Origin of the sequence: Coleofasciculus sp. E2-BRE-01, from assembly GCF_040221695.1 — a bacterium.
GTDB lineage: Bacteria > Cyanobacteriota > Cyanobacteriia > Cyanobacteriales > Coleofasciculaceae > Coleofasciculus.
In genome coordinates this window covers 1-7,853 of sequence record NZ_JAVKEA010000250.1, presented here as the reverse complement: position 1 = coordinate 7,853, position 7,853 = coordinate 1, and the positions used below count along the sequence as shown (strand labels likewise).

5 protein-coding genes are annotated in these 7,853 nt (G+C 46.4%); 3 read left to right on the top strand and 2 right to left on the bottom strand.

Annotation, left to right across the window (positions count from 1 at the left end; genetic code table 11):
* Together RIG66_RS33745 and RIG66_RS33740 are read right to left on the bottom strand one after the other, a co-directional pair.
* The coding region (locus RIG66_RS33745) for an inverse autotransporter beta domain-containing protein (protein WP_446384475.1) at positions 1-2,124 on the bottom strand (2,124 nt) is incomplete at its 3' end.
* A gap of 621 nt (positions 2,125-2,745) precedes the next feature.
* Positions 2,746-3,963, bottom strand: coding sequence for a pentapeptide repeat-containing protein (locus RIG66_RS33740; RefSeq protein ID WP_446384473.1), 1,218 nt, complete (start codon positions 3,961-3,963; stop codon positions 2,746-2,748).
* A gap of 233 nt (positions 3,964-4,196) precedes the next feature.
* Here RIG66_RS33740 and RIG66_RS33735 point away from each other — a divergent pair, with 233 nt between their 5' ends.
* The 3 genes from RIG66_RS33735 to RIG66_RS33725 all read left to right on the top strand — a co-directional run.
* On the top strand, positions 4,197-5,543 hold the full coding sequence (locus tag RIG66_RS33735) for a TldD/PmbA family protein (protein ID WP_446384471.1): 1,347 nt from the start codon (positions 4,197-4,199) through the stop codon (positions 5,541-5,543).
* Between the two features lie 149 nt (positions 5,544-5,692).
* The gene (locus tag RIG66_RS33730; protein ID WP_446384469.1) at positions 5,693-6,667 is read left to right on the top strand and encodes a LysR family transcriptional regulator; all 975 of its coding nucleotides are present in this window, start codon (positions 5,693-5,695) and stop codon (positions 6,665-6,667) included.
* 754 nt (positions 6,668-7,421) lie between these two features.
* The coding region (locus RIG66_RS33725; protein WP_446384467.1) for a hypothetical protein at positions 7,422-7,853 on the top strand (432 nt) is incomplete at its 3' end.

Here is a 7,853-nt window from a genome sequence, read left to right as displayed (position 1 = left end):
ACCGGATAAATTAATCGCACCTGTACTTTCAGTTAGGGAAATTCCGGCTTGATTCGCTTCAGTTGTAATCTGACTTCCTTGATTGGCTGAAATTGTCGCGGTTCCCTGGATATTCGTAGCGAGGATACCGTTACTGGCGGGATTTTCAATCGTGATTGTGCTGTCGCTGATCTCGAAATTCCCCCTAACTGTATCCAGAGAAATCCCTTCGGTTGCGGAATTGGTACTGGTGAGAGTGCTAGTCGCGATCGCGCCATTATTAATATTACTTACTTCCACAACCCTACCGCCTGTACTTTCAACGGTTATACCGGATAGATTAATCGCACCTGTACTTTCAGTGAGGAAAATTCCGGCTTGATTCCCTTCAGTCGTAATCTGACTTCCTGTATTAGCGGAAATTGTAGCGGTTCCCTGGATATTCGTGGCGGCGATACCATTACTGGCGGGATTTTCAATCGTAATTGTGCTGTCGCTTATCTGGAAATTTCCGCTAACTGTGTCTAGAAAAATCCCTTCGGTTGCGGAATTGGTACTGGTGAGAGTGGTATTCGCGAGCGCGACATCATTCACCGATGTAACACTTAAGCTAGGAACGCCATTTCCCGCGATCGCACTATTAGTAAATGAAATAAAACCGCCAGTATTTTCCAGTAACACCCCAGCTTGACTAGAACTGGTAATCATACTGTCTCGCACTTCTCCATTTTGAATATTCCTGGCGACAATTCCTGGATTGGTTACTCCAGTTATTGTAAATCCGGATAACACCGTATTATTTCCCAACGTTACTGTATCCATAACCTGAGGAAAAACGCCAGCATCGGATAAGGGAAGTTGTACGCGACTAAATTCTATTGTATCCAATTGCTGAATTGGTGCTGTGGACAAAACCTGCACCTGATCAGGAATTGTAAAAGCTGGAATACCAGGATTCGTTCCCGCTTGTACATAAACAATATCATTCCCATCGGATCGCGTCGCGGCTAGCGCTAAATCGACTGTCCCAAATGGTGTTTCAACTGTACCATTTCCGCCACTTGCGCCTAAATTAACGTGCTGAAATACATAAGGTTCACCAGTTTGGGGATTCGTCGCGGCGGTAGTAATTTCTTCGCTGAAAAAATCCGATTCCGTTTGACTATCAACCGTGATACTGGAAGTACGTCCCACGCCATCCCCTAAACGGGATAAAATACTAGCATCCCCTGAGGAACGAGTTTTCCCGAAAATCGCCCCCACACTAACAATTACATTGGTGCCAAATATTTGATCCTCTTGCACCGCCACACCGAAATTTAGGGTATCGGTGGGTTGTATTTCCAATCGCATCCGCCAACCCAGACTGGAATCACTTCCGGTTGCGTCATAATAATAAAGTCCACCATACCCTCGTAATCCTCCCCCTTCACCCCATTGCGCTAATCTTGCACCGACTTCCAGATCAAACCCCGTCATTGCGGCTTCAAACTGGCGCACTTGTCCCCGTTGTCGTTGTCCCTGAACCACTAAAAAATGGTCAGAAAAGAAACGATCAGTCAGTTGAAATCCTGTATCAAATGCTGTTTCATCCACTAAATCGCGACTATCACCCAGAGGAAAATAACCATTGAGGCGCACATCCCAAACCTCTCCCAATGTTTCTAACCCTACACCGAGTTGATGGAATGTAGTATTTCCTGTATCTCGACGATCAACCCCCACATAACCACCAAAAATTCGATTGAGAGACTGACTATGAAAGCGGTGTCCCAATAACAGATTACCACCGAGATTCGCGCTATTATCTAACTGCAATCGTCCCTCTACAAACGTCAGCGTACTACCGGGATTTTGTAGCAATGGGAGAAAACTATCCAAGCGGGTAAAACCATCATATCCTGCACCAGACGTACTGTAACCAATTCCCCAGCGCGGTTTAATTTGTAGCGTCGTTAAATCTGGAGTGGTAGACGGGGGAGAGTCTGGTGTCTGCGCTTGCAGGGGACTCCCCAAGGAGGGGTGATAGTGAGAAACAGCATCGGCTTTTGGGAATGATGGAATCTCCGTTTGGGCTATAGCCGCCGGAACCAAAAGAGGGGTGAAACAGAAGCTAGTCCAGAGTACTCTAACGAAGCTGTTCATACACGCGATCGCCAATCGATTTTTTTACCTTAACCTACACTCAACAGAAGCACCCCCAATTCCTGACAATGGAATACTTTTTTAAACTAAACTTAATTTAGTTCCTATGTACTATAGGAAACGTTACATCTGATCTGAGTCAGGAATCGTTTAATGGAAGAAGGGGTTTTGGGAGGGGTCTGACCCCTCAGTTAATGACCAGCAGTATCACTAGGGGAGAGGGGAGAACAGAAGTAATTTAGATTCTGTTTTATCGGTGAATAATAGAGTGAAAAAACTTATTCTTAGTTCTTTTTTATGTTGATAGGAGAGGAAATAATCGATGCCTTATCCGGTTCCCCTTCTCCCTTGATGGACTTTGCTGGCGAATGTTACTGGCATAGCGTGAAATCCAATAAAATCGTTAGCCGCTCTAACGTATTTCGGTCATTCTAGGGCAGAATGTTAAATTCGCCAGCAGTATCCTTGATGGGAGAAGGGGCTAGGGGATGAGGGTGACTAAACTCCCCGCAAATTCGACTCAAAAACCCTGGCAAATTCCTCTCCACATCCTCACTACAAACTCTGACAAATCGTAATCCTAAAGACTCCAAAACCGGACATCATATCATAGGTATAGTGTCAACGCCCTAATTTATTCGCAATCCCATCACACCCTCCTGGAATCGTTCGGCGAGATTGTTCCCCGCACCAGGAACAGCAGTATTGACGTTGTTCCTCGCCTAATCGCTGCACTCCGGTAAAATTCGCTCCCTCAACCACGGCGCCCGTGTGAATTCCAGTGCGATAATCAGGCGGTTCAGTACGACTGCGGGGACTGGCGGTTTCCACTGATCCATAGAACAAGCGCCCACCCTTGAGATCAGAGTTGGACAAATTCACTTTATAGAGAATCGTGCGAGACAAATTCGCTCCGGCTAGGTCACAATTGCTCAGATTGGCTTGCACCATATTGGCTTCACTTAATTCCGCCCAGCGCAAATCCGTACCTGCCAAATCAGCCCCGGCTAACATAACATTTAGAGCAATAACTCGCACGCCATAAACCCGATCTTCTTGATACCCGCCATAACCATCTAGCATAGGACGTCCTAAATGGCGATCGCGTTTTAAAGGTGTGAGTAATCTGGATTGAGACAAAAACCGTAAAACTTTCGCTTTGCCGCCAGCGTCTACACTATTGAGAATAGCAGCCGTTCGTCCTTCACAAAACGCCCGTTCTTGGGGCCAATCTTCTAGCAATCCTTCATCGTCTAAAGCGAGGTCACAAATACCCTGAAAGTAAGCATCAATGGTTTGCTGCTGGGTAATTGTATTTTGCTGAATGGTGAGATCTTTAGAAATAACATACTGACGCCAAGCAATATAGACAGCGAGGATAGCAATCAAAATTTGCCCTAACGCACCAATCCATTCCGCTAAAGAACCCACCGAATCAAACGCCTTGGTAAACCCGGTTAACGCCGCAATCCCAACAATTGCCAGGATCACACCACAAACCGCAATAACTTGCGATCGCTGCTGGGGAGAGAGAGATTGCTGAAACCATTGTTGTAAGGGTGACCAAATCACTGACACACAGAGGAGTAACGTTACAATGACCCCGGCGAGAATCACCCAGTTGTTATCCAGAACTAAGCCAACAATCAAAACCGCGATCGCACTGAGGGTGATAATGGAAGGATCAGCCAATGCCTTACTGTTAGTAGTCTGTGGATCAGAGAATTGAGTCGGGGACACTGCCGACACCTGATCAGAAGCCTGTGAGATTGGCTCAGGATTAGGGTGGGTTGATTGGATGGCTGGATCAGACGGAGATGGATCGGACGGGTTGGTCATATTTTGCCAGTGCAGCAGTGGAAGCAGATACAAAAGATTTTAACGACACTTAAGTTTGTACAATCAGGTGGATAGCGATCGCCTGATCTTGTCGGGTAGGCAAATTATGATAATTTGAGCATTTATCAGAAATTGTGTCCATTTGTCCACCCTACGCCTACTGGAACATTTACTATAAACAAGACGCGCCTATCATATCGGAAACAGAATGTTTGACTTGGAGTAGAAACGCCGTGACCCCAGCTACAGCCTCTACATTAGTAAACGAAGACCAAGCCTTATCCTTGGTTGATTCCGTGATTCAGCAATCCCAAGCTGAAGGCGTGTTCGTCAGCGTTAGTTCCAGTGAATCTGCTCTCAGCCGCTTCTCAGAAAATCAAATTAGCCAGAATATTAACCGCCATAAATTTACTCTCACCGTTACCAGTTATTTCGGTAAACGCAGCGCATCGGCTTCCACCACAGAATTTTTACCCGATGCAATTACCGATACCATCCAGCGATCCGAAGAATTAGCTCGGATTGCACCCGAAGATCCAGAATGGGTTCCTTTGCTTGAACCCCAAGTCTACGAGTCGCGTGTTCCTGCCTTTGACGACGCCACAGCCACTTTATCACCCTTAGCACGCGGAGAAATGGTACAACAAATCTGTGCTAAGAGTGCTAAAGCCGGAGTGGAAGGTTCTGGACGATTGAGTACGCAAGCCTTTGCTCAAGCCGTGGGGAACTCCCTGGGATTACGCGCCTGCGATCGCGGCACAGAGGCGGAGTTGAGCTTTACGGCTCGAATTGAGGATGGATCGAGTTGGAGTCAGCGTACAGCCTTTGCTATTGCTCAGTTACCCCTAGATTCCCTGATTGAACCCCTGATTGAGCGTGCTTTTGCCGCCCGTAATCCCCGTGAAATTCAACCGGGTGTTTACCCTGTCATCTTTAATAATCCGGCGTTTGCGGATTTACTCCCCTGGGTGATTTTCAATTTAAATGCCCGATCCGCCGATGAAGGGCGATCGTTTATGTCTCGCACCGATGACACAGGTCAACCTGTGGGGAATCGCGTTGGCGAACCCCTATTTAGTCCCTTGGTACAAGTACAACGCCATCCTGCTCATCCATTGTTGCAGAGAGGAACCTGCTTTAGTGATGGATTGAGCAATCACTACCTAGAGATTATTCAGGATGGAGTGCCTAAAACCTTATCCTATAGTCGCTACTGGGCGCAACAGCAGGGAAAAGAACCGACAGGATCATTGTTTCCCATCGTTATGTCTGGATCTGAGCACAGCCTGAGCGATTTGATTGCTCAAACGGAACGGGGAATCTTGGTTAATCGCGCTTGGTATGTGCGCTATGTCAATCCACGTACCTTAGAGGTGACAGGAATGACCCGTGATGGTACATTCTGGGTTGAAGATGGGAAAATTGCTTATCCGATTAAAAATCTGCGATTTAACCAAAGTTTGCCGGACATGTTACGGGATATTGATGCTCTGAGTACGGTACAGCGTTTCGGGGGTCGGGTGATGCCAGGGGTACGAGTTAAGGCGTTTAATTTCAGCAGCGTCACTGATAGCGTCTAGAGGGAACAGGGAACAGGGAACAGGGAACAGTATTGGGTAGGGTGGGCATAGCCTATCCTACGGTTGAACTTACCGTATCAAGTATTACTAAGTTGAGGTGAGATATCGATTAAGCTAATCTCACGTTAATATATCTCCGCTACACCATCATGCGTCTAGAGCAGTTACAAGCTTTTTTAGCCGTTGCTGAGACAGGCAGCTTTCAACAAGCCGCCCGTGAATGCGGTGTTACCCAATCGACGATTAGCCGCCAAATTCAAGCATTAGAAGCTGAACTGGGGCTACCCTTGCTCCATCGAACGGCTCGGGCGACATTAACCCTAGGAGGCGATCGCTTTTTATTTCGCGCCCGTAAAATCTGCCATGAATGGAAAACCGCTACCCAAGAATTATCTGACTTGTTAGACGGAAAACAACCTGAACTCTGTGTCGCCGCTATTCACTCCGTCTGCGCCCATTACTTGCCCCCTGTTTTACAGCGTTTTTGTCAGGATTATCCCAACGTGCAACTACGGGTAACGGCATTAGGGAGCGATCGCGCCCTGAAAGTATTGAAAGATGGCTTGGTTGATTTAGCGATTGTCATGAATAACCGCTATTTAACCGCCAGCGCCGAAATGGTGACGGAGCAATTGTATGACGAACCCATCGAAGTCTTAATGGCAGCCGATCATCCGTTAACAAAATATACCCTAGTGCCTTTGGATGCCCTAACGTGCTATCCCCATGTGATATTTAAAGATGGCTATGGGATGCAGCGATTGGTACAAGACTTGTTCTCCCGGCAAAGTGGCACCCTTAACGCTAGCTTAGAATTAAATTCCCTGGATGCTTTTCGCGGAGTTGTGCGTCAGGGACATTTAATTTCGCTGTTACCCCGATCTGCCTTGGTAGAAGCCCTAGGTGATCCTACTCTGGCTGTGCGTTCGATTGCTGCTGCTGCTACTGAAAATGGATCACCCCCGAAACAAACCTTGACCCGGCAAGTGGTGTTAGTCACGACACAAGATCGACTGCAAATCCCACCGATTCGCTCCTTTTATAACATGGTGCTGGAACTTATGCCTACCTGTCATACAACAGTTCAAGAGACTGTGGGAATAACTCCCGCGATCGCTCCTTAACAACATTGCGTGAAACAGGGAGGGGATGTAAACGGAAATGTTAAGGGAAATCAATCATTTTTTAAGACCTTTATCAAATCTTTAAGCAGAGACTTACGGGGTTCTACGACATAAGCTGACATGGGGAGTTTACCGTTTCCGTAATTTTATGGAGGATAGGCTGACGTAGTATAGCGCTACTCGCCAGGGAATAGGGAATGAGAAACACCTCGATCCTTCGACAGGCTCTATTTGTAGGGTGCGTTAGCGAAGCGTAACGCACCTTAACCCCCATCTGCTAAGACACTTAGGATTCGTAGAGACGTGACCGTGGAACGTCTTCAGAGAGTTAACATTTACGACCTATTGCTGATAATCAGGGAAAAGTTCCCCGCTTTATGAAAACTTAATCAAAAACTCAAGGCAAAGTTTATTATTTTGGTATAGGATAGTGAACAAGCTAGATTTCCGTTCAGTTGATTTTCCCTTCAACTTAATACGTTTTCTGTCCGAGTTTGCTGCTGGCAATTGCTGCTCTATTCAGTAACAGAATTTGCTGGACGACTTGTTTACATTGACGGGCAGCAGCGTTTAGGTTTCAGTGTGCTTATTCAGTATTTCCTTAATTCATCGTCATAATTGTGGGCTTGGCTAAAGTCGAATTTGCCTGCTAATTTGAATGGGGTTAACCCCTTAGCGACTCATAGCATCTAATAGATTTTGCCACTCGGCTGAATCGGTATTTTACCTGCACATTTTAACAAAAGGGTCATCTATGTCTTGGTTTAATTTTTTATCAAAGAAACGTCCTGCTGCTCAAGGTTTTGCGCCGAAAAAGAAGAGTCAGGAGTTACCACAAGCCTTTATTTTAGAACCGATTTTAACGCCCAGTGGTTTATTGGATGGTACGGATAATCCGATAGCTCCTGTGGATATCGATATCTCGGCTGACCAAATTGCTGATATTGATATTCCGGAGATTGAGGAAAGTTTTGGCGATATTCCAGATAATGATTTAGAGGAGATTGCCTTCGTCACGTCGATTGAAGGAGAGGAAACCTTAGAGGAGATTCCCTTTGTTACCTCACTGGATGACGTGGCGGAAAGTGAAGCCACTGATGAAGCGCTGACGGAAGAAACGCCGTTAAATGAATCGCCGTTAACTGGGTTAGACAGTTCTAGTGTGACATTTGAATCCGGCGTGTTT

Excerpts from the sequence above, each read along its gene's own strand:
- RIG66_RS33740 (WP_446384473.1), bottom strand. The coding sequence starts at position 3,963 with ATGACCAACCCGTCCGATCCATCTCCGTCTGATCCAGCCATCCAATCA.
- RIG66_RS33730 (WP_446384469.1), top strand. The coding sequence starts at position 5,693 with ATGCGTCTAGAGCAGTTACAAGCTTTTTTAGCCGTTGCTGAGACAGGC.